The organism is Citrobacter sp. TBCP-5362, assembly GCF_005406305.1.
Lineage (GTDB): Bacteria > Pseudomonadota > Gammaproteobacteria > Enterobacterales > Enterobacteriaceae > Citrobacter_B > Citrobacter_B koseri.
In genome coordinates this window covers 2,095,348-2,117,255 of sequence record NZ_CP040234.1, presented here as the reverse complement: position 1 = coordinate 2,117,255, position 21,908 = coordinate 2,095,348, and the positions used below count along the sequence as shown (strand labels likewise).

Here is a 21,908-nt window from a genome sequence, read left to right as displayed (position 1 = left end):
CGTTTTGCAGCCCTTTATCGCATTTTCAGGAGAATCCCAGGCTTCCGGCGGATGCCGTTTGCGCCAGCAGCGCTTTCAGCTCCGGTACGCATGAGCCGCAGTTGGTGCCGCAGCGTAATGTTTTGCCCAGCGCCTGAACGGAGTCGCACCCTTGTGCGATAGCCTGCTGAATAGCACACTCCCCCACGCTAAAGCAGCTACAGATAATGCGTCCCTGGTCGGGCATCCCGCCGCCCGGTTTGCCACTCAACAGGCCATGCCGTTCAGGGGCGTTTTCCGGCGGATGGCGGAACGCGGCAATCACCGCCGCATCGTCTGTTTCGGGTTTTATCGCATCTGACCAGAACCCCAGCATTAATTGTCCCGCCTGCCAGGCCAGAATATTCAGCCCCTGCGACGTCTGTGCGGTCTGCAATTGCCAGCGCTGTTCGCGGCACATCGCCAGCAACCAGTCGCGATCGTCACGATCGCTTGCGAGAGTGAAACGCGCCACGCCTTCCGCCGCTTTACGCCACCAGTGAACAAAAGGAGGAAAGGTTATCTCCTCGCGGATGAACAGTTCCCCCTGCCAGCGCGGCTGCCACGGCGTGATGCGCACCGCCGTTTGTTTACTCTCCGGCTGCCCAGATTGAGGATCGCAGACAGGCGCGACCAGCGCATTCACCCTTCCCTGACGGGCAAAGCGATTATTCCAGTGCATCGGCGTAAACGCCGTCCCTTCCCGCAAGCCGGCCTGAATCACCACTCTGGCGACCATTACCCCACGTGAAGAGCTGATACGGCCAAATGCGCCATCCACCAGGTGAAAACGGGCGGCATCGGACGGTGAAACCTCAACAATCGGTTCGCTAATGTGCTGCATAAGCCGAACCACCGTTCCGGTTCGGGTCATGGTGTGCCACTGATCGCGCAGGCGGCCACTGTTTAAAATAAGCGGATAGAGCGCGTCACAGCGTGTTCTCATGCCCTCCGGTTCAACGGGCACCAGCCGCAGACGCTTATTGCGATGCCAGCCGCGAGCCAGGTCCAGCGCTCCGTGGTGACGGCTGACCGGCCAGCGGACAGGCGCCATTTCATCCCACGCCGCGCGGTTCAGATCCGCCAGCGCGCCAATATCAAACGCGCGGTCGCCGTCATTTTCAAACCCCGACAGCGCAGCGTGTTCCCGAAAGACATCCCACGCATCCTGCCAGGCGAATGCCTCACCAAAACCGAGTTGTTTCGCCATCTGCGCGACAATCCACCAGTCTGCTCTGGCCTCGCCGGGGGCGGTTAAAAATGCGCGCTGACGCGAGATGCGCCGTTCAGAGTTGGTGACGGTGCCGTTTTTCTCCCCCCAGGCCAGCGCCGGAAACCGGATATGCGCCAGTCGACTGGTATCGGTATCGGCCACCACCTCCGAGACAATGACCAACGGGCAGGCAGACAGCGCCTGGCAAACGGCATGAGTGTCCGGCAGCGATACCGCCGGATTCGTGCCCATGATCCACACCGCCTTCACCTCGCCGCGCGCGATAGCGTCGAACAGATCCACCGCCATCAACCCCGGCGTCTGCGCCAGCCGCTCCGTGCCCCAGAAACGGGCAACCCGCGACAGATCCTGTGGCTCAAAATTCATGTGCGCCGCCAGCTGTGTCGCCAGCCCGCCGACTTCACGCCCTCCCATCGCATTTGGCTGTCCGGTCAGCGAAAAGGGCCCGCAGCCTTCCCGCCCGTATTTACCGCAGGCAAGGTGTACATTAATGATCGCGTTACATTTATCACTGCCGCTGGCGGACTGGTTAATCCCCATCGTGTAAAGAGTGATTGCGCGCGGCGCGGTCAGAAAACCATCATAAAACCGGCGAATTTCCGCGGGTTCCAGACCACAAAATTGCGCGACTCGCTCAACAGGCCAGCGGCTGGCGCGGGCAAACGCCGCCTGCGCATCATCAAAATCGACGTCATATTCGCCGCTTGTCGCGATGGCGTGCAGCAGCCCGACAAACAGCCCGCCATCGCTGCCGGGCGTCAGGGCAAGGTGCATATCCGCAATATCACAGGTGGCGGTGCGCCGGGGATCAATCACCACCACTTTCATGGACGGGTTCTCTTTTCGCGCCTGCACCAGGCGCTGATAGAGCACCGGATGCGTCCACGCCGCGTTCGAGCCGACCAGAATCACCAGATCGCTGCGTTCTATATCTTCGTAGCTGCATGGCACCACATCCGCGCCAAACGCGCGTTTGTAGCCCGTAACGGCTGACGACATGCACAGGCGCGAATTGGTATCGATATTGGCCGCACCGATGAATCCCTTCATCAGTTTATTCGCCGCATAGTAGTCTTCCGTCAGCAGTTGTCCCGAGGCGTAGAAAGCCACCGACGTTGGGCCATATTGCGCGATGATGCTGCGCAGGCGCTCGCCCGCCGTGTTCAGCGCCTGCTGCCAGCTTACCGTTTCACCGTTAACCTGCGGATGTAATAACCGTCCGGTCAGTCCGGTGGTTTCCCCCAGCGCGGCGCCTTTCACACACAGTCGCCCAAAATTGGCCGGGTGATCGGGATCGCCCTGAACCGTGACGCCCTGTTCGCTGACGCGGGCAATCACCCCACAGCCGACGCCGCAGTAAGGGCACGTTGTCCGGGTTTCATTCATGACGCCTCCGCGCGCAGCAGTAGTGCCTGATTCCCGACCCATACCTTGCCCGCTTCGACTTTCACTGGCCAGGCGCGCACAACGGGCTCACCGCTGTCATACTGCCGACCATCGCGCAGGCGAATACGCTGTTTGTAGAGCGGTGAAATGACAACGGGCTCACCGCCGGCATCCCCCAGAATTCCCCGGGAAAGCACGTTTGCGTCGCTGCCGGGTTCATGGTTATCAAGGGCGTAAATCGTCTGACCAAAGCGAAACAGCGCAATTTGCAGGTTGCCTAGACGGGCGCCAATGCCCGCCTGCTCGGGGATCTCCTCCAGTTGACAAACCTCCTGCCAGGGTTTTGTCGGCAGGATGGCTCTCGCTGGCGCCGCCGGTTTCGCCAGCTGCGGCTGTCCACGTAGCATCTGGCGCGCTACGGCTTCATCCGGTTCGTCACCGTTCACGCTGGTGCGGAACAGCGCCAGACGCTGCGGATCGTTCAGCGTGGTTTGCCATTCACACTGGTATGTTTCCACAATCCGCGCCATCTCCTGTTCAAGCTCCTCGCCGATACCCAGGCTGTCGTGTATAACCACCTCGCGCAGATAGTCGATGCCCCCTTCAAGATTATCCATCCAGGTGCTGGTGCGTTGCAGGCGATCGGCGGTACGGATATAGAACATCAGGAAGCGATCCACGAATTTAATCAGCGTGGCATCATCCAGATCGCTGGCGAACAGATCCGCATGACGCGGCTTCATACCGCCGTTTCCGCAGACATACAGGTTCCAGCCCTTATCGGTGGCGATCACGCCAACGTCTTTCCCCTGCGCTTCGGCACACTCGCGGGTACAGCCGGAGACCGCCATTTTGATTTTGTGCGGGGCGCGCAGTCCCTTGTAGCGGTTCTCCAGCGTGACGGCCAGACCGGTTGAATCCTGAACGCCATAGCGACACCAGGTTGACCCGACGCAGGATTTCACCGTGCGCAACGACTTCCCGTAGGCGTGCCCGGTTTCAAAACCGGCGGCAACCAGATCGCGCCAGATATCCGGCAGTTGTTCGAGGCGCGCGCCAAACAAGTCGATACGCTGCCCGCCGGTAATTTTGCTGTAGAGCTGATAACGTTTGGCGATTTCGCCAATGGCGATCAGCCCATCCGGCGTCACCTCGCCTGCCGCCATGCGCGGTACAACGGAATACGAACCGTCTTTCTGGATATTGGCAAAATAACGATCGTTGGTGTCCTGCAACGGCAGATGCGCAGGTTTTAGCAGATACTCATTCCAGCAGGAGGCCAGCACCGAGCCCACCAGCGGTTTGCAAATCTCACAACCATGCCCGCGACCATAGCGGCTAATCAGCTGCTCAAAGGTGTGGATGCGGTTCACCCGCACCAGGTGGTAAATCTCCTGTCGCGAGTACGCAAAGTGTTCGCAGATATCCTTTTTAACCTCCACGCCCTGTGCCGCCAGTTGGAACTCCATCACCTGTTTCACCAGCGCGCTGCACCCACCGCAGCCGGTTGCCGCTTTGGTGCACTGCTTGATTGCGCCCATCTCCGTTGCGCCCGCGCTGACCGCCTGGCAAATATCTGCCTTGCTGACGTTATGACAAGAGCATATTTGCGCGCTGTCCGGTAATGCCGCAACGCCCAACGCTTTCGGCGCGCTGCCCGCCAGTGCAGGTAAAATCAGCGATTCCGGCTGCCCAGGCAGCGCCATACCGTTAAGCATCATTTGCAATAACGTGGCGTAATCCGCCGCATCCCCCACCAGCACGCCGCCCAGCAGCGTCTTGCCGTCCGCGCTGACCACAATTTTTTTGTAGATTTGCTCCGGGCCATGCGTCCACTGATAGCTTTGCGCGCCTGGCGTGCGCCCCTGCGCATCGCCGAACGAGGCCACATCCACCCCCAGTAATTTGAGTTTGGTGCTCATATCCGCCCCGCTGAACGCCGCATCTTCACCGGCCAGCTGCGCTGCCGCCACGCGCGCCATCTGGTATCCCGGCGCAACCAGCCCAAACACCCTGCCGTCCCAGAGCGCACATTCACCGATGGCAAAAACATCCGCGTCAGAGGTCAGACAGTGGTTATCAATACACACCCCGCCGCGTTCTCCGATACGAAGTCCGGCGCCGCGCGCCAGCGCATCCTGCGGGCGAATACCGGCAGAAAACACCACCATATCCGTCTCCAGACGCTCACTATCCGTAAACACCAACTGTAACCCTTGCGGGGTGGAGACAATTTCCGCAGTGGATTTCGAGGTATGCACGCTCACGCCCAGCGCCTCGATTTTTTCGCGCAGCATCGCCGCGCCAGCGTTATCAAGCTGAACCGCCATTAACGATGGCGCGAACTCGACAACATGCGTCTCCAGCCCTAATTGCCGCAAGGCGTTCGCCGCCTCCAGCCCCAACAGCCCGCCGCCAATCACCACCCCACGGCGAGAGTGTTTTGCCTTCGCGGCAATCGCATCCAGATCGTCCAGCGTGCGATAGACGAAACACGCCGCTGAATCACCGCCTTTCACCGGCGGAACAAAGGGATATGATCCGGTTGCCAGCACCAGTTTATCCCAGTGCGTTTCATGTCCGCCGGCGGTGCGAATAACGCGGGCATCCCGATCGATCGTCGTAACGCATTGCGACAACCGCAGTTCAATACCGTGGCGGGCAAAAAAATCGCCTTCCACCAGCGAGAGCGATTCTGCGCTGCGCCCGGCGAAATACTCCGACAGATGAACGCGGTCATAGGCGGCATAACGCTCTTCGCCAAAGACCACAATCTGATAGTCAAGATGCAGATTGCGGCTAACGCATTGCTCAAGAAAATGGTGGCCAACCATACCGTGTCCAACAACAGCCAACGTGGGTTTTGTCATAGTCACCTGTCCTGCAGCCGCAGGCTGCGTATCAAATCTGTCGAATAACCAGTCAGGATTCGCCGACGCAGCCTGCGCCAGCAAATCAGTCAACGGCGCGGCGCTACGGCAATCGCCCATCAGCAGCACCCCCTGTAACCGTCCATTGCGGATCAGCAGACGACGGTAATGGCCGCTCAGCGGGTCAAATGTGCGCATCAGATCATCACCTGCCGTGGCGTTTACCTCCCCGGCGCTGAACAGATCGATGCCCGTCACCTTCAGACGCGTACCGCTGTCCTGCCAGTGAAAATCAGCGCAGGGGATTCCCGCCAGGCGGGCCGCCAGCACCTCCGCGTGCGCCAGACAGGGCGCGACCAGCCCCCAGGTCTGGCCGTCGATTTCACAGCACTCGCCTATCGCGCTGATCCCCGCCACCGCCGTGCGCAGTTGCCCGTCCACCACAATTCCACGCTGACAGGGCACCCCGCTTGCCTGCGCCAGCGCCGTATTGGGTTTTACGCCAGTGGCAATCACCACGCGCGTTGCAGACAGCACGCAACCGTTCGCCAACGTGACGTCATCAGGCGTAATCCTGTCGATACCGGACGACAGCACGCAGTCAATCCCGCGTGCGGCAAGGTGTTCCGCCAGCAGTTCCCCGGCCTGCTCATCCAACTGTTGCTCCATGAACCGATTGCCACGATGAATCAACGTGACATTGTCACATTTTAGTCGCAGCGCGGCCGCTGCCTCGACCCCAAGCACACCGCCGCCCAGCACGGCAACCGGCCCGCAGCCATGCAGGATGCTGTCCACATCGTTAATCGTGCGAAAAGCATGCACATGGGGTAAATCAGCGCCGGGGATCGGCGGAATAAACGGAACCGAGCCGGTGGCAAACACCAGCGCATCCCACGCCAGCGTTCGACCGGTGGTGGTGGCGGTACGCGCTATCGCGTCAACGGCGATGACGGTTTCCCCCGTCAGCACCGTGACGCCGTGGCGCTGATACCACTCAGGCGGATGCAGCAGCGTCTGCGCAAAGCGCTTTTCGCCGCCCAGTACGGGCGAAAGCTGAATGCGGTTATACGCATGCTGCGGTTCTTCCCCCACCACGGTTATCGTGAAGGCCTGCGGCGCCTGCGCCAACAGCGCCTCCACCAGACGGGTGGCAGCCATCCCGTTGCCGATAATGACCAGTCGCTGCGTCATACCGCCTCCCTACGCCGCCTTCGGCTGCTTTTCGTAGAGGAAGTGAAGAATCTGCTGGCGCAACTGGTGGTATCGGCTGTCGTCAGCCAGCTGCACGCGATTACGCGGGCGAGGAAGCGTGGCGGGCAAAATGTCGCCTACCGTCGCCGCCGGGCCGTTGGTCATCATCAGCACGCGATCGGAGAGCAGCACCGCTTCATCCACATCGTGGGTAATCAGCACAATGGTGGTATTGAGCGACTGCTGGATTTGCATCACCGTGTCCTGCAAGTGCGCGCGCGTCAGGGCGTCCAGCGCGCCAAACGGTTCATCCATCAGCAGCACTTTGGGTTTCATCGCCAGCGCCCTGGCGATGCCGACGCGCTGCTTCATCCCCCCGGACACTTCTCCCGGATGCTTGTGCATGGCGTGCCCCATTTGCACCCGTTCAAGATTGTGTTCAATCCATTCCCGACGCTCTGTTTTCCCCATCGTGCGGCGAAAGACCCGATCAACCGCCAGCGCAACGTTATCGAAGCAGGTCAGCCACGGCAGCAGCGAGTGATTCTGGAAGACCACCGCCCTTTCCGGCCCCGGCCCGGCGATTTCCCGGTTGTCGCAAATAAGCCCCCCGTCGGTAGGGAGCGTAATTCCGGCAATCAGATTCAACAGCGTCGATTTCCCGCAGCCGGAATGCCCAATAAGGCTGACGGTTTCACCTTCATGAATGTCGAAAGAGACGTTTTGCAACGCCAGAAATTCGCCGCTGGCGGTAGAAAAACGCTGACTGACAGCCTGTACCTGAATTAACGGTTTCATGGTGTTCCCCTTATTTTTCCTGCCAGCTAAAACGACGCGCCACCAGCATTAAGCCCTGCTCCAGCAACAGGCCAACCACGCCGATGATGACGATAGCGATGAGAATGTTTTCCACATTGAGGTTGTTCCACTCGTTCCAGATCCAAAAGCCAATGCCGAGGCCGCCGGTGAGCATTTCCGCCGCCACAATCACCAGCCAGGCGATGCCGATAGACAGGCGTACGCCGGTCAGCACCGCAGGCAGAACCGCCGGAAAGAGAATACGGCGCATCACCGTCCATTCCGGGAGTTGCAGGACACGGGCAACGTTAAGGTAATCCTGTGGGATGCGTCGCACGCCTTCGGCGGTGTTGATCACCATCGGCCAGATAGAGCAGATAAAAATAGTCCAGCTTGATGCCGGTTCCGCTTTCTGAAACAGCAGCAAGCCAATTGGCAACCAGGCCAGCGGGCTGACCGGTCGCAGCAGCGCGATCAGCGGGGTAAACATGCGTGAGAAAAAGGTGAACCGGCCGATCAGGAAGCCAAGCGGAATCCCCACCAGCGCCGCCAGCCCAAAACCAATCGCCACGCGCTGTAGCGACGCCAGCACATTCCAGCCAATCCCCATATCATTAGGCCCACCGTTATAAAACGGGTCGGCAAACAGCGTCAGCGCGGAATCAAGGGTGCTGAGCGGCGTCGGGAAGCCTTTGCTGTTAATGGCCGCCAGTTGCCAGCCCACCACCAGCAGCGCCAGCCCCAGCAATGCGGGAACGGTTCGCTGCGCCAGCGTTCGCATCAGATGCGACAGCGGCGGATTACGCCTGCGCACCGTAACGGGCGGCAGCGTAATCACTTCACCGGCGGCGGGTTCAGGAATGCGTCTTTGCGCGTTTTGTACTGTTTTCATGTCAGGCCCCTTGATGATGGAGAGTGAAGCTGTTGGCGTAACGTTCGGGGTCCCGCCCGGTCCATACGGAACCATCCATGAGGGTGCTGGTGCGTAACAGCTGAGAAGGCGGCGTGATGCCGCCTACCGCTGCGGCGGCGTCCCGCCAGATGTCCGTGCGGTTAATCCGGGCGGCGATGGCGTTATAATCCGGCGCGTCCTTGAGCAGCCCCCAGCGACGAAACTGCGTCAGGAACCACATCCCGTCGGAATGCCACGGAAAACTCACTTCCGCATCGTGATAAAAACGAATGGCGTGCGCGTCCTGCCAGCGATGCCCTGCGCCGTTGTCGTACTCGCCCAACATACGTCCGGTCAGGTACTGCTCTTTGGTGTTAAGCCAGGCGCGACGGGCCAGTATTTGTGCGGTTTCACGTCGGTTTTCCACTGAGGCGTCGATCCAGCGCGCCGCCTCCAGTACCGCGCTGACCAGCGCTCTGGCGGTGTTTGGATGCTGTTCGACCCAGTCACGGCGCGTTCCCAGGATTTTTTCCGGGTGATCGGGCCAGATGGCCTGCGAGGTCGTGGCGGTAAAACCAATGCGATCATTAATCGCGCGGGCATTCCACGGCTCACCGACGCAAAAGCCCACCATGTTGCCAATACGCATGTTCATCACCATTTGCGGCGGCGGCACGACGACCATTCGGACATCAGAGAACGGGTTAATCCCCGCACTGGCCAGCCAGTAATAGAGCCACATCGCATGCGTTCCGGTCGGAAAGGTATGCGCAAAGGTGTAAGTGCCGGGCGCTTGTCCGGCGATCATGTTTTTCAATCCGCCAGCGTCGGTAATGCCTTTCTCCTGGAGCGCCGTCGACAGCGTGATTGCCTGCCCGTTCTGATTTAACGTCATCAGGTTCGCCATCGGCTGCGGCTTACTGGCAATACCAAGCTCAAGACCATAGAGCAGGCCATACAGCACATGCGCCGCGTCCAGTTCGCCGGAAACGAGTTTGTCGCGCACCGCCGCCCAACTGGCCTCTTTGGTCGGCACAAGGGTAATGCCGTATTTCTTATCAAACCCTTTCAACGCGGCGATGATCAGCGGCGCGCAGTCGGTGAGCGGAATAAAGCCGACTCTGACGGTTTCAAGTTCGGGTTTGTCCGACCCTGCCGCCCACACGGACTGCATCAAACCGGGTACCAGCAGCGCCCCGCCCATCGCGGCCCCTGCCTGCAATAATCGACGTCGCGTCAATGAAACAGACCTGTCACCCATACATGCTCCCCATTGCAAAAAAAAAGCGCCCGGCAATGCCGAAGCATTGCAGGACGCCTTTATCCCAAACGCGCGCAAACCGTCGTTGGTTTGCCGCTAAACTGTTTTCAGAACTCTTTTACCATTTCAGTCCTGCAATTCAGATGCCAACATCAACATGCCCTTATCCCGCCGCTTTTCAGGCGGTACGCGAACGCGCTTGCACCCGAATCTGGCACGCGATGCCCAGCCGTTGTGCAGCTACCCTTTGGTTGTCACCTGCCAGAGCGATTTCACCGTGAGCAGCGCACGCGCGATGTCCACCATCCGCTGGTTCTTATCCATCGCCATTTTGCGCAGCGACTGCCAGGCCTGCTCTTCAGACAGATTCTGGTGATGCATCAGCACATATTTGGCCTTATCAATAACCTTTCGCTCCTCCAGCGCATCCTGTAGCGACGCCAGTTGCCCGCTGAGCTGCTCCAGCTCCCGCGCCTGTTGCCGCACAACCAGCAGCAACTGCTTATCCCGACGCAATGAGAACGTATCGTCGGTGGCATCATCCAGCCAGCTGGCGAGCGGCAACGTTGTCTCATCCTGCGCCAGACGGCGCTCCACCGCAGACATTAACTCGGCGATCAGCATCTCCTCGATGCTGCGCAGTTGCTCCAGCCGTTGCGTCTGGAGCGTGAACCAGCGTAAAGCGCTTTCGCCCTTATCGGGCGCAGGCTGGCGCGTACAGGCCAGACGGCGCCACTGTTCGATAGCGGCTTCCGCTTCGCACTGTTGGCGAAATGCGTGAACCACCGCCGGTGACGCCAGCGATATAAAGGTGTCAAAGCAGAGCTGCTGTCCGTCAATGCGATCCACCAGTTCCTGTCGCATCTCGTGGCTGAATGCCCCTTGCGTGAACCCTATCGCCCCCAGCGCCCGCTCTTGCCCCACCAGCTCCTTACCCTGCATAAAGCTGTACAGCGCGACCATCCCTCCGGCGATGTGGGGATGGTCGATGTTGTCGTTAAGCTGCGGCACAATGCTTAGCAGGTGGCGCAGCGTGCGGCTGTACTGATCCATCGCCTGTGGCGCATCGCTATGCCGTCCACTGACCGCTTCGCGCAGCTGCGGCAACTGCTCCAGACACCAGACAGCCCCGGCGATGCGATGACAGAGCGCGCTGTTCGCCATCGGCCTCATCTCCTGTAACAGGGACTGCAACCGGGCGTGTTCTTCGTCCACCAGCGCGCGGCTGGCGCGTATCTCCGGCCCATAAAGTTGCCCTGCGGAACACAACCAGATGTTGGATGCGCCGCGTTCGCACTGTAGCATATGCACCAGATGGCTAATCCGGGACACCAGCTTCCCTGACTGCGCCAGTTGGCGAAGCTGCGTATTCTCAAGCTGGCGCGCATAATGAAACCATTGGGTGGCGCCGGGGCGGCTTTCCATATTCGTCATCATCGTTGCTCTCCCGGGTAACAGGTCTACCCGTAACTACAAGCAATATCCATGCCCCCCTGACAACAGGAGTCAAAATGCAAAAGATAGTGATCGTCGCAAACGGTGCGGCATACGGTAGCGAAGCGTTATTTAACAGCCTGCGTCTGGCCATTGCGCTACGTGAACAGGCCGGCGACCTCGACCTGCGTTTATTTTTAATGTCGGATGCCGTCACCGCAGGATTACGCGGACAGAAGCCTGCGGAAGGTTACAATATCCAGCAAATGCTGGAGATCCTGACCGCGCAGAACGTCCCGGTGAAACTGTGTAAAACCTGTACCGACGGGCGGGGAATCACCACATTGCCGCTCATTGACGGCGTGGAAGTCGGTACGCTGGTCGAACTGGCCCAGTGGACGCTGGCGGCGGATAAAGTTCTGACCTTCTGATCCCAGGCGCGGGAATTGCCCCTGGTTTCCGCGCACCTTCATTAGCGCTTAACGCGCGTTTCGCCCTGCTGATACTATTTTCTTATGGACGCGGTTGCAGCCTCAAGATTCGTCGCCCGGTAGCCGATAGGATTTCCAATACCACACTGAAGGAAATACTATGTTCAGCTCAATTCGCGCCCGTATTATTGCAGCGACAACGGGATGTCTGGTTGTCGCCCTCCTCCTTAACACGCTGATTAACCTTCAGGTAACGCGTCTCGATAACCGACAAGCGCAGCAGGATACGCTCACCAGCACCAGCGCCAGCCACAGTCTGGCGATTACCGACTGGGTTAGCAGCAAAATGAATATGATTTCCTCGTTGCAGCAGGCGGCGCTAACCGACGATCCGGTGCCGGTATTTCGTCAAATGGCGCTGGGCGGCGGCTTTACGAATATCTATGTCGGGTATGCCAGCAAAACAGCAAAATTCTCCGACCCGGCAGGCATACCGCCAGATTTCGATCCGACATCACGTCCCTGGTATCAACAGGTTGTCAGCGCTGACGCCGCCGTCGTTACGGCCCCCTATGTTGATGCCGGAACCGGCAAGCTGGTGGTAACGTTCGCCGTTCCGGTGAAAGAGAATGGCGAACTGAAAGCGGTGGTCGCCGGTGATGTCGCGATGGATGCCGTCGTGGCGAATGTACACGGTATTCAACCGACGCCCGCCAGCAGCGGTATGTTGCTCGACCAAAACGGAACGCTCATCGCCGCCAACGATCCGGCGCTGACGATGAAACCTTTCGCGCAGGTCGTCAGCGGCGTGGATTTCAATCAGGTAAAAAGCGGACACCCTGTTCAGGCGCTGATCGGCGAGAGCAGTAAAACGCTGCTGGCGACGCCGGTGCAAGGAACCCACTGGTGGCTGGTCGTGGCGTTAGACGAAAAAGAGGCGACCTCCGGCATGCTGGCGCTGCTGAAGGCGTCCACCCTGTCCCTGCTGCTGTTGGTTCTCGCGGGCGGCGCAGTGATGCACCTTCTGGTGGCTCGACTGATGAAGCGTCTGTCCACGATCCGCGACGCGATGCATGCCATTGCCAACGGGACGAACGATTTGTCTCAGCGTTTGCCGGACAACGGCACGGACGAAGTCGCGCAAATCGCCAGGGCGTTTAACGGTTTTAGCGATAAGCTGTCCGTAGTAATGGTACAGCTACGCGATGCCAGCGCCTCGGTGAAAATGGCCGCGCAGGAGATTGCCGCCGGTAACCGCGACCTTTCAGGCCGTACCGAGCAGGCCGCCTCCAGCCTGCGTGAAACCGCCAGCGCCGTTGAGCAAATCACCGCATCGGTCGCCCAGTCCACGGAATCTGCCGCCGAAGCCAACGATCAGGCGCAAAAAGCCTCACAGGCCGCCACGCGCGGTGGCGACGTGGTCTCGCAGGCAATCACGACAATGCAATCCATTGAAGGAGCATCGGCGAAAATCGGCGATATCACCAGCGTGATCGACGGCATTGCGTTCCAGACCAATATTCTGGCGCTGAATGCTTCGGTCGAAGCCGCCCGGGCGGGAGAGCAAGGCCGCGGGTTTGCCGTTGTCGCAGGTGAAGTGCGCAACCTTGCCAGCCGCAGCGCGCAGGCGGCAAAAGAGATTAAATCGCTGATCGACTCCACAACCACCAGCGTCGCGACAGGTTCACGTTATGTTCATCTGGCCGGAGAAAGTATGCAGGAGATCCTGTCCAGCATCGGCCATGTCTCCGGCATCATGCATGAAATCAGCATCGCCACCAGTGAACAGATGAAAGGCATTCAGGAAATAAATCACTCCGTGAACCACCTTGATCGCATGGTGCAACAGAACGCTGAACTGGTGGTGCAGTCTGCCGCCGCCGCAGGCGCCTTGCAGAGCCAGGCAGGCGAGCTGGCTGAAACTGCCGGGCATTTCCGAATTTAATCTTATAAGGGCGTGTTTTTGTCGAAAGTTACCACGCCCTTTCAATGATTTTCAGGCATTTTGTCATTTTTGTTTAATGGTTATGCCATTTTTTGATCAAAATCAGCATCCGTGAGCTCACCCTTTGGTGTTATGCAGTGAGTGAAATGTGAACAACATCACGCAGCACTTCCGCAAGGGAGTACGTTGTTTTCAAGAACGGGGTGAAAAATGGCATTAGTGAAAGCAAGTTTGAAATTGTTTGGTGGGGATACGGTGATAGTGCGTTGTTCTGAACGCTGCCACATCCATTTAATGAGCGAGAAAAAACACGTCAAAGACACGCAGACCGATATTTTAAGCGTGCAGAACCGTGATAATGCCTGGCTGACCGTACCGTACACCGGTGTCTGGAACGTGCTGATCGACAGCCACAGCCAGTCACTGGAACACTCCATCAGTTATATCGCAGCCTGATGTTTTTGCCCCTGGATTCAGGGGCAACGCTCAGGCAAATCCGGGGTTGAATCCCCTTTCCGGCTGATTCTCGCCTAACAAGCCTCTGACTTTCGCCACCAGATCGTTCAGGCAATCGTCCCGCATCCCCAGTCTGGCAAGCTCCTGTTCCAGCGAGAACAGATATTGCGCGTTGGTGCCCAACGGCCCACTGGCGGCAGCAATCAGCGGCGCGATAATCTGAGCGCGAGTATCCGACTCATACAGCGGGTGTCGCGGGTCCATAATAAACACCAGCGCATTGACCGTCCGGCCATCATCCAGCGCCAGCTGGCACCAGGTGGGAAGATAGCAGCCGGTAATCATTTCCCGCTTCCACAGCAGCGTCAGCTCCTGCTCCAGCGCGTTCTCCGGCAGTTTATAAGCCACGCCAGTAGTTCGCCCGCCCTCTTTCAGCGCCAGCATCCGTCCGGGCTGGCACACCGTTCCACGCCCTGCCGTCAGACGCAGACAAAACGCCCGGTGCCAGCCGACCAGCGTACCGGTACAGGACTCGTCAAATTCTAACGCCGGATTCCACATCAACGATCCATAACCGAAGATCCACACCGGTCCATCATCGGGCCTGCAAGCAAGCGTCGCCGCCAGTGAAGCGGCCCGTTGTTCTGCTGACCAAAGTAGTGATTCTTCAATAGCGCCAAACGCCGTTTTACAATCGGCATTCAGTAAAAAATCACGCGTTAACACCTTACACCTCCGCCACTGCAAACTTCCCTGCAACACTTTTTTGACGCCTTCCGGGCATTTTAACTGCTCATTTTGAAACCACTAACAGGACAATATGCAATTCAACCGCCGCTTGCAAGGCAACAGACGCTCAACGCGCATCATTTGCCTGGTCTGGCACGAAGACGATCAGCGCTTTTTATGCCACTTATCATCATCCCCTTTTTGGTAATCATTTTTGACGGCAGCCCAGGCAACCTTATGCGCGGTCTCCTCCCGGCTGGCGTCGTCACGTCTGTCCGCTTTATCTTTATATTGTTCCCAGGCGCTATTAAACGCCTCTTTATAGATATCCTGCGCGTGTGCAGGCAGCACATCCTGAACGCTTTCCGGCAAATCGCTTTTCGTTTTATAAGGCATTGCTGACTCCTCTTTTTGCTGTAAACCTTTAGTGTGGTCAACAATGTTTTGTCTCGCCAGTCGGGTGCTATTTTACTTTTTATTTGTCACTAACCCACTGTTATTCATATACTCTCTAAACAAGACGTACTTTTTTATTCACTCTGCGGGGAAAAATAGCCCATGCCGTAAAATTACGTAAAAACACAATGATGAAGCCGCGATTTCTGTTATTTTTTACAATCTTTAATACATTTATAATTAAAAACACCTGCGGAGATGGAGAATCATAATGACACACGCACATGAGGCGGTGAAAACCCGCCACAAGGAGACCTCGCTTATTTTCCCGGTTCTGGCACTGGTGGTGCTGTTCTTATGGGGAAGCAGTCAGTCACTACCAGTGGTCATCGGTATTAATATACTTGCCCTTATTGGTATTTTAAGCAGCGCTTTCAGCGTTGTCCGCCATGCGGATGTATTAGCGCACCGACTCGGCGAACCCTACGGTTCCCTGATCTTAAGTCTTTCTGTCGTTATTCTGGAAGTGAGTTTAATTTCCGCATTGATGGCCACCGGCGACGCCGCGCCAACGCTGATGCGCGATACGCTCTATTCAATCATCATGATTGTAACTGGCGGACTGGTCGGTTTTTCTCTGCTGCTTGGCGGTCGTAAATTCGCCACACAATATATGAACCTGTTTGGCATTAAACAGTATTTAATTGCCCTGTTTCCGCTGGCGATTATCGTACTGGTCTTCCCTATGGCGCTGCCAGGGGCTAATTTTACTACGGCTCAGGCGCTGTTAGTGGCGCTTATTTCCGCCGCGATGTACGGCGTTTTCCTGCTGATTCAGACGAAAACGCACCAGAGTTTATTCGTTTACGAGCATGAAGATGAAAGTGATGACGATGACCCGCACCACGGCAAACCGTCCGCGCACAGCAACATCTGGCACGCTGTATGGCTGATCGTACATCTGATTGCCGTTATCGCCGTGACGAAAATGAACGCCAATCCGCTGGAGACGCTGTTAACCGAACTGAATGCGCCAGTGGCATTTACCGGTTTCCTCGTGGCCTTGCTGATCCTCTCCCCTGAAGGGCTGGGCGCGCTGAAAGCGGTGTTGAATAACCAGGTACAGCGAGCCATGAACCTGTTCTTTGGTTCGGTACTGGCAACCATCTCCCTGACCGTACCGGTGGTGACGCTGATTGCATGGGCTACCGGAAATGACCTGCTCTTCGGTTTGGGCGCCCCGGAGATGGTGGTAATGGTGGCCTCGCTGGTGCTGTGCCACATTTCCTTCTCGACCGGGCGAACCAATGTGTTGAACGGCGCGGCGCATCTGGCTCTGTTTATCGCTTACCTGATGACCATTTTTGCCTGACGGACAAAAAAGCCCGGTAGCGCTTACGCTTACCGGGCTTACGAAACCGCGTTTATTGTAGGCCGGATACGGCGTCAGACGCCATCCGGCACACATCATCCCCGCTTAGTGTTCGGTATCCAGCTCGCCGAAGCTTTTCACCAGATCGTCAATCGCTTTAATTTGCTTCAGGAACGGTTCCAGCTTCGCTAACGGCAGCGCGGACGGACCATCACATTTCGCATGCTCCGGGTCCGGGTGCGCTTCAATGAACAGACCGGCCAGACCTACCGCCATACCGGCGCGCGCCAGTTCGGTAACCTGCGCGCGACGACCGCCAGACGCGGCGCCAAACGGGTCGCGGCACTGCAACGCATGGGTGACGTCGAAAATAACAGGCGAGTTACCGGAAACTTTCTTCATCACGCTAAAGCCCAGCATATCAACAACCAGGTTGTCGTAGCCGAAGTTCGCACCGCGATCGCACAGGATCACTTTATCGTTGCCGCCTTCGTGGAATTTGTCCACGATATTGCCCATCTGACCAGGGCTGACGAACTGCGGTTTTTTCACGTTAATGACCGCGCCGGTTTTTGCCATCGCTTCCACCAGGTCGGTCTGGCGAGCGAGGAATGCCGGAAGCTGAATGACATCCACCACGTCGGCGACAGGCTGCGCCTGACTGGCTTCATGAACGTCGGTGATCACTTTCACACCAAACGTTTGTTTCAGTTCCTGGAAAATCTTCATCCCTTCTTCCAGACCCGGGCCACGGTAAGAGTGAATAGAAGAACGGTTGGCTTTATCAAAAGAGGCTTTGAACACATAAGGAATACCCAGCTTCTGGGTCACGGTTACGTAGTGTTCACAGATACGCATCGCCAGATCGCGTGATTCCAGCACGTTCATACCGCCAAACAGCACGAATGGCAGGTCATTTGCCACGTTGATGTCGCCAATGCTAACCACTTTTTGTTTCATAAGATCGCCTTAACCATGGGTAAAATGTCGATTAATTAATGCAAAACAATTTGCTTGTGCGCAATGGTATTAATCTGCGCACGAATCATTTCGCTGATCGGGTCTTCTGGACACTGTTCAACAAAATAACTTAAATCCGTCAACGCAACATGTTCACACTCCAGTTGCGCATAAATCAGGCCCCGGTCGCGGATCTCGTAAGGGTCTTCCGGGTTAAATTGCAGTAACGCTTCGCTGGCGCGCAACGCCAGTTCCATTTGCCGCTCTTCCATCAAGGAAGATTTCAGCGTATCCAGCAACTTGCGAATGACCTCAGCGTTATCCGCCTCATCCAGATCTTCGTTAAACAGCTCAGCGACCGGGCTAATATTGCCCTTCAGCCAGACTTCCAGCGTATGCTCATCGAGCGTTTCGCCGTTAAATGGGTTGATCAGCCACATTTCCCCCTCCAGCGATTCAATACGCAGAATCAACTGGGTCGGGAAAATGACCGGCACCAATGGGAGACCCAGCCGGTGAGCCAGCCACAATAAGATTGCGCCTAACGATACCGCGCTCCCCTGGCGGTTTTTCAGAACCTGATCGAGCCACAATGCATCAGAAAGACGGTAGACGCCGTGGGTATCTCTGAACCCCCACTCGCCATAAAAAAGTGCCAGCAATTTTTCCAGTTGCTCATCCTGAGACAGGAGCTGGCTAATTTCTTCATGCGCCAGACTGGCCAGACGTTCCAGTTCGTCATAGACCGCTTGCGTCGGAAAATCCAGGCGGATCGATTCCGATGCCAGGATCATCCCATCGCACAGTGGCGCTTTATTAAATTCGAAATCAGCTAACGACCTCATGACTTACCCCAGTAACGGTATTTTTGTGGTGGCGAGTTTAATGATGATGTACAGCACCACCAGCGCCAGCGGGAAGGCGATAACGCGCGCCTGCTGACTGCGCGCCTGACGATAATCAAGCGCAATAAAACCCAAAACGATGTAGATGATAACGCCAAACAACTTCTCAGTCAGCCATGTCCCCTGTTCGGTGAATGGCAGGATGTGCGTTTTTATGATCAACCCCGCTCCGCTAAGCAGCAAAACGGTGTCAATAATCGGCGGGACAACCCGCGTCCAGCGTGCGGATGCCAGCGCATGGCGGGTATAGCGCCACCAGAAACGCAGCACGAACAGGCTAACGGAAAGCGTAACGCTGGTCAGATGGACGCCCAGCAGCAGCGTAAATGTATTCATGGCGCGATCCGCCCAAGCGTGATTCGTTCGTTGTCGCCATAATCACGGCAGGTCTCAACCTGAACGTACCCCGCCTGCGCCAACGCGGTTCTGACCGCCGCCCCTTGCTGCCAGCCGTGCTCCAGCAACAGATACCCCCCCGGCACCAGCGCATGGCGCGCCTGCGCGATAATGTGCATGATATCCGCCATGCCGTTATCGTCTGCGACCAGCGCCGACAGCGGTTCAAAACGCACATCGCCCTGCGCGAGATGGGGGTCATGCGCATCAATATATGGAGGGTTGCTGACGATCATGTCAAATTGCTGCCCCGGCAACGCCGCGAACCAGTCGCTTTGCAGTATGCGAACATTGTGAATCGCCAGATGTTGCGCATTACGGCCAGCCAGCGCCACGGCGTCCGGCATACGGTCTACCGCCGTAACTTCGCAGTCCGGTCGCTCTGTCGCCAGCGCCAGCGCAATCGCGCCGGTTCCGGTGCCGAGGTCGAGAATCCGACACGGCGAATCAGGCAGACGCGCCAGCGCCTGCTCGACCAGACATTCGGTGTCCGGGCGCGGAATCAGCGTAGCGGGCGAGACAAACAGCGGCAGTGACCAGAACTCGCGCATGCCAGTCAGGTGTGCGACCGGTTCGCCGCGCTGACGACGCGCCAGCAACTGCGCCAGTTGCTCACGCTGCGTGTCGGTCAGCGCCGTTTCGCCAAATGCCAGAATAAAGGTGCGCGCCTTACCGGTAACGTGGCCCAGCAAAATCTCGGCATCACGTCGGGGGCTTTCACTCTCCTGTAAGCGGCTTATCGCCTCACGCAACCAGTGCTGGTAATCCATTATTCCTGCTCGGACAACGCCGCCAGTTGGTCGGCCTGATGTTCCTGAACAATCGGTTCAATGAGCATGTCCAGTTTCCCCTCCATCGCCTCATCCAGACGGTAGAGGGTCAGGTTAATACGATGATCCGTCACGCGACCCTGCGGGAAGTTATAGGTACGGTTGCGATCGCTGCGGTCGCCGCTGCCTAACAGGTTACGCCGGGTTGAGGCTTCAGCCTGCTGACGCTTCGCCGTTTCTGCGGCGTGGATGCGCGCGCCCAGCACCGACAGCGCCTTCGCTTTGTTTTTATGCTGTGAACGTTCGTCCTGGCACTCCACCACGATACCGGTCGGCAAGTGCGTAATACGAATTGCGGAGTCGGTGGTGTTAACGTGCTGACCGCCCGCGCCCGAAGAGCGGAAGGTGTCGATACGTAAATCAGCCGGGTTAATATCCGGCAGTTCGGCCTCCGGCAGTTCCGGCATAACGGCGACGGTACAGGCGGATGTGTGGATACGCCCCTGCGATTCGGTCGCCGGGACGCGCTGAACGCGATGGCCGCCGGACTCAAACTTGAGTCGCCCGTAAACGCCATCGCCGCTGATTTTGGCGATGATCTCTTTATAGCCGCCATGCTCGCCTTCACTGGCGCTCATGATCTCTACTCGCCAGCGACGCGCTTCAGCGTAACGGCTGTACATGCGGAACAGATCGCCTGCGAACAGCGCGGCTTCATCGCCGCCTGTTCCGGCGCGCACTTCGAGGAAAGCGTTACGTTCGTCATCGGGATCTTTTGGCAGCAGCAGAACCTGCAACTGTTGCTCCAGTTGTTCACCTTTTTCTTTGGCTTCGCGCAGTTCATCCTGCGCCATCTCGCGCATTTCAGGATCGTCGAGCATCATCTGTGCCGTTTCGATATCATCCTGAACCTGTTGCCAGTCCGTAAAACAGCGAGAAACATCGCTTAATTGCGCATACTCACGCGACAGCGCGCGAAAGCGTTCCTGGTCTGCGATGGTTCCCGCATCACCCAACAGCGCCTGAACTTCTTCATGGCGTTCGTGCAGGGCTTCCAGTTTGGCAACGATAGAAGGCTTCATAGGCGTAAATGCACCCTGTAAAAAATAGATTGGTGTGCTGCTACTCCAGCCCGAGGCTGTCGCGCAGAATATTCAGGCGTTCGTCATCCCCGTCACGGGCGGCCTGTTGAAGAGATTTAGTTGGCGCATGGATCAGGCGGTTGGTCAGTTTCCACGCCAGATCCTGCAAAATGGCTTGCGCGTCGCCGCCCTGTTCAAGGGCTGCCAACGCTTTAACTGTCAGTTCATCGCGTACGTGCTCTGATTGACTACGGTATTCGCGGATGGTCTCGCTGGCGCTTTGCGAGCGCAGCCAGGCCATAAATTCGCTGGCTTCCTGCGCGACAATCGTTTCGGCTTCCACTGCCGCCGCTTTACGCTGCGCCAGGTTATGCGAAATGATGCTTTGCAGGTCATCAACGCTGTACAGATAGGCATTCGCCAGTTTCCCGACTTCCGGCTCCACGTCGCGCGGCACGGCAATGTCCACCAACAGCATCGGCTGGTTACGACGGCTTTTTAATGCGCGCTCTACCATCCCTTTGCCGATAATCGGCAGCGGACTGGCGGTTGAGCTGATAATAATATCGGCTTCCCGCAGACGTTCGTCGATGTCGCTCAACGAAATAACCTCGGCTCCCACTTCATCCGCCAGCACTTGCGCGCGTTCGCGGGTGCGGTTGGCGATGATCATTTTCTGTACTTTATGTTCACGCAGATGGCGCGCGACCAGTTCAATGGTTTCACCCGCCCCGACCAGCAACACCGTCACCGTGGAGAGGGATTCGAAAATTTGACGCGCCAGCGTACAGGCGGCAAAAGCAACGGACACGGCGCTGGCGCCGATGTCTGTTTCGGTGCGTACGCGTTTGGCGACGGAAAACGATTTCTGGAACATGCGTTCCAGCGCGCTGGCATGCAGATGGCCTTTTTGCGAATCCGCAAACGCTTTTTTCACCTGACCGAGAATTTGCGGTTCGCCCAGTACCAGCGAGTCCAGCCCGCTGGCGACGCGCATCAGGTGGCTGACGGCGTCGTTGTCCTGGTGCCAGTAGAGGCTATTGCGCAGGTCGTCTTCATTGAGATTATGGTAATCACATAACCAACGAATCAGCGCCTCTTGCAGGTTATCCTGTTCTTCAACGCTGAGATACAGCTCCGTACGGTTGCACGTCGACAACACCACGCCGCCCTGCACCATCGGCTGCGCAAGCAGGCTGTCCAACGCCTGATCGAGCGTATCTGGCGAAAACGTTACGCGTTCTCGCAGCGATACAGGTGCCGTTTTATGGTTAATACCGAGCGCTAAAAGGGTCATGTGTGCGGGAATAGTACCAGCGTTGATAAGGTTAGACTGGGTGCATCATACAGGATGCTCGTGGTCAATAAAAGAGACAGCC

Annotated in this window: 18 protein-coding genes; 4 read left to right on the top strand and 14 right to left on the bottom strand. The window is 57.5% G+C overall.

The features are described 5' to 3' along the window. Positions 1 to 25: 25 nt before the first annotated feature. From FD428_RS10115 to nasR, 6 genes are all read right to left on the bottom strand, one after another. Positions 26 to 2,638, bottom strand: a complete 2,613-nt coding sequence (locus tag FD428_RS10115; protein WP_114847854.1) for a nitrate reductase — start codon at positions 2,636 to 2,638, stop codon at positions 26 to 28. Further along, on the bottom strand, positions 2,635 to 6,702 hold the full coding sequence (nirB, locus tag FD428_RS10110; RefSeq protein ID WP_114847853.1) for a nitrite reductase large subunit NirB: 4,068 nt from the start codon (positions 6,700 to 6,702) through the stop codon (positions 2,635 to 2,637). Before nirB ends, FD428_RS10115 begins: the two co-directional genes overlap by 4 nt. A gap of 9 nt (positions 6,703 to 6,711) precedes the next feature. Further along, the gene (locus tag FD428_RS10105; protein ID WP_114847852.1) at positions 6,712 to 7,500 is read right to left on the bottom strand and encodes an ABC transporter ATP-binding protein; all 789 of its coding nucleotides are present in this window, start codon (positions 7,498 to 7,500) and stop codon (positions 6,712 to 6,714) included. Positions 7,501 to 7,510: 10 nt separating this feature from the next. Further along, positions 7,511 to 8,392, bottom strand: coding sequence for a nitrate ABC transporter permease (ntrB, locus tag FD428_RS10100; protein ID WP_012132174.1), 882 nt, complete (start codon positions 8,390 to 8,392; stop codon positions 7,511 to 7,513). A gap of 1 nt (position 8,393) precedes the next feature. Further along, positions 8,394 to 9,653 carry a CmpA/NrtA family ABC transporter substrate-binding protein gene (locus FD428_RS10095; RefSeq protein WP_114847851.1) on the bottom strand — a complete coding sequence of 420 codons (1,260 nt, stop codon included), beginning with the start codon at positions 9,651 to 9,653 and terminating at the stop codon, positions 8,394 to 8,396. 240 nt (positions 9,654 to 9,893) lie between these two features. Continuing rightward, positions 9,894 to 11,090, bottom strand: coding sequence for a nitrate regulatory protein NasR (gene nasR / locus FD428_RS10090; protein WP_081353188.1), 1,197 nt, complete (start codon positions 11,088 to 11,090; stop codon positions 9,894 to 9,896). Between the two features lie 74 nt (positions 11,091 to 11,164). Between nasR and FD428_RS10085 the strand changes: the two genes are divergently transcribed. The 3 genes from FD428_RS10085 to FD428_RS10075 all read left to right on the top strand — a co-directional run bounded on the left by FD428_RS10085 (position 11,165) and on the right by FD428_RS10075 (position 13,919). Beyond that, positions 11,165 to 11,518 carry a DsrE/DsrF/TusD sulfur relay family protein gene (locus FD428_RS10085; RefSeq protein WP_049010651.1) on the top strand — a complete coding sequence of 118 codons (354 nt, stop codon included), beginning with the start codon at positions 11,165 to 11,167 and terminating at the stop codon, positions 11,516 to 11,518. Between the two features lie 160 nt (positions 11,519 to 11,678). After that, the gene (locus FD428_RS10080) at positions 11,679 to 13,463 is read left to right on the top strand and encodes a methyl-accepting chemotaxis protein (RefSeq protein WP_114847850.1); all 1,785 of its coding nucleotides are present in this window, start codon (positions 11,679 to 11,681) and stop codon (positions 13,461 to 13,463) included. Positions 13,464 to 13,673: 210 nt separating this feature from the next. Then, complete coding sequence (locus tag FD428_RS10075; RefSeq protein WP_012132167.1) at positions 13,674 to 13,919, top strand: DUF1883 domain-containing protein; 246 nt, start codon at positions 13,674 to 13,676, stop codon at positions 13,917 to 13,919. 30 nt (positions 13,920 to 13,949) lie between these two features. On the opposite strand, the gene FD428_RS10070 is transcribed toward FD428_RS10075, so the two are convergent. Together FD428_RS10070 and chaB are read right to left on the bottom strand one after the other, a co-directional pair. After that, positions 13,950 to 14,645, bottom strand: a complete 696-nt coding sequence (locus FD428_RS10070) for a gamma-glutamylcyclotransferase (RefSeq protein ID WP_058669238.1) — start codon at positions 14,643 to 14,645, stop codon at positions 13,950 to 13,952. A gap of 168 nt (positions 14,646 to 14,813) precedes the next feature. After that, positions 14,814 to 15,044: a putative cation transport regulator ChaB gene (chaB, locus tag FD428_RS10065; protein ID WP_114847849.1), complete on the bottom strand. Its 231-nt coding sequence runs from the start codon at positions 15,042 to 15,044 to the stop codon at positions 14,814 to 14,816. Positions 15,045 to 15,315: 271 nt separating this feature from the next. On the opposite strand from chaB, the gene chaA reads away from it, so the two are divergent. After that, positions 15,316 to 16,416 (top strand): sodium-potassium/proton antiporter ChaA, encoded by a 1,101-nt coding sequence (gene chaA / locus FD428_RS10060; RefSeq protein WP_012132163.1) that lies wholly within the window; start codon positions 15,316 to 15,318, stop codon positions 16,414 to 16,416. Between the two features lie 105 nt (positions 16,417 to 16,521). On the opposite strand, the gene kdsA is transcribed toward chaA, so the two are convergent. Genes kdsA through hemA form a run of 6 tightly spaced genes read right to left on the bottom strand, consistent with a single transcriptional unit; the run spans position 16,522 to position 21,826 of the window. Next, a complete protein-coding gene (kdsA, locus tag FD428_RS10055) occupies positions 16,522 to 17,376 on the bottom strand; it encodes a 3-deoxy-8-phosphooctulonate synthase (protein WP_012132162.1) in 855 nt (284 codons plus the stop codon). Between the two features lie 35 nt (positions 17,377 to 17,411). Further along, positions 17,412 to 18,221, bottom strand: coding sequence for an invasion regulator SirB1 (gene sirB1 / locus FD428_RS10050; protein WP_012132161.1), 810 nt, complete (start codon positions 18,219 to 18,221; stop codon positions 17,412 to 17,414). A gap of 3 nt (positions 18,222 to 18,224) precedes the next feature. Next, positions 18,225 to 18,617 carry an invasion regulator SirB2 gene (gene sirB2 / locus FD428_RS10045; RefSeq protein WP_047463430.1) on the bottom strand — a complete coding sequence of 131 codons (393 nt, stop codon included), beginning with the start codon at positions 18,615 to 18,617 and terminating at the stop codon, positions 18,225 to 18,227. Continuing rightward, complete coding sequence (prmC, locus tag FD428_RS10040) at positions 18,614 to 19,447, bottom strand: peptide chain release factor N(5)-glutamine methyltransferase (protein WP_114847848.1); 834 nt, start codon at positions 19,445 to 19,447, stop codon at positions 18,614 to 18,616. Before prmC ends, sirB2 begins: the two co-directional genes overlap by 4 nt. Beyond that, positions 19,447 to 20,529 (bottom strand): peptide chain release factor 1, encoded by a 1,083-nt coding sequence (prfA, locus tag FD428_RS10035; RefSeq protein ID WP_012132158.1) that lies wholly within the window; start codon positions 20,527 to 20,529, stop codon positions 19,447 to 19,449. The genes prmC and prfA overlap by 1 nt, the downstream gene beginning before the upstream one ends. 40 nt (positions 20,530 to 20,569) lie before the next feature. Further along, positions 20,570 to 21,826: a glutamyl-tRNA reductase gene (gene hemA / locus FD428_RS10030; protein ID WP_012132157.1), complete on the bottom strand. Its 1,257-nt coding sequence runs from the start codon at positions 21,824 to 21,826 to the stop codon at positions 20,570 to 20,572. Positions 21,827 to 21,908 lie beyond the last annotated feature (82 nt).